Origin of the sequence: Mycobacterium sp. E735, assembly GCF_001666955.1 — a bacterium.
Classification (GTDB): Bacteria; Actinomycetota; Actinomycetes; order Mycobacteriales; family Mycobacteriaceae; genus Mycobacterium.
Map to the genome: position 1 here is coordinate 1 of NZ_LZIX01000126.1, position 595 is coordinate 595.

General features: G+C 69.7%; 2 protein-coding genes. One reads left to right on the plus strand and one right to left on the minus strand.

What is annotated here, in order from left to right:
- Positions 1–283: TetR/AcrR family transcriptional regulator (locus tag A5704_RS10080; RefSeq protein ID WP_156737652.1), on the minus strand; the 283-nt coding region annotated here is incomplete at its 3' end.
- A 142-nt stretch (positions 284–425) separates the two neighbouring features.
- Here A5704_RS10080 and A5704_RS10085 point away from each other — a divergent pair.
- A partial coding sequence (locus A5704_RS10085) for a TetR/AcrR family transcriptional regulator (RefSeq protein WP_156736743.1) occupies positions 426–595 on the plus strand: 170 nt, incomplete at its 3' end.

The window sequence follows — 595 nt, forward strand, 5'->3', positions numbered from 1 at the left end:
TGCGGTCGACCGCGCTCCCCGGCCGCTCGGCGGCCGCCCGCAGCCGCGGCAAAGCGACATCGGTGCGCGCCGCGATCGCCGCCTTGATCAGCTCCGCCTTGTTCGGAAAGTAGTTGTAGAGGCTGGCGCTGGTGACATCCGCGGTGCGGGCAATCTCGCGAATCGTGGTGCGGGAGTAGCCCATCTCGGCCACAGTGCGCATCGCCGCGGTGATGATGCGCGTGCGGGTCTGTTCGCCGTCGGCGCCCACCGGGCGCCCCAATCGCGAGGGCCGGGCGCTCATGCGGGACGGCACGCGCCGCCGTCCCGTCCCTCACGCACCGCGCACCTCCGCACGAACCCCGAATAAATCGATCACTCGATTATATTCGACACTGTCAGGCGCCGAGAGCCTGCGGACGGGACGCGCGAGTGCGGAGAACACGGTGACGCGGGCGCAGCGGGGACGCCCCGTCGGCGCCAGCGGTGAGGAGACCCGCCAGCGGATCATCGTGGCCACCATGCGCTGTGTGGCGACGGTGGGCTACTCGCGAGCCACGATTCGCGAGATTGCCCGCACCGCGGATGTCACCAGCGCCAGCCTCTACAACTACTT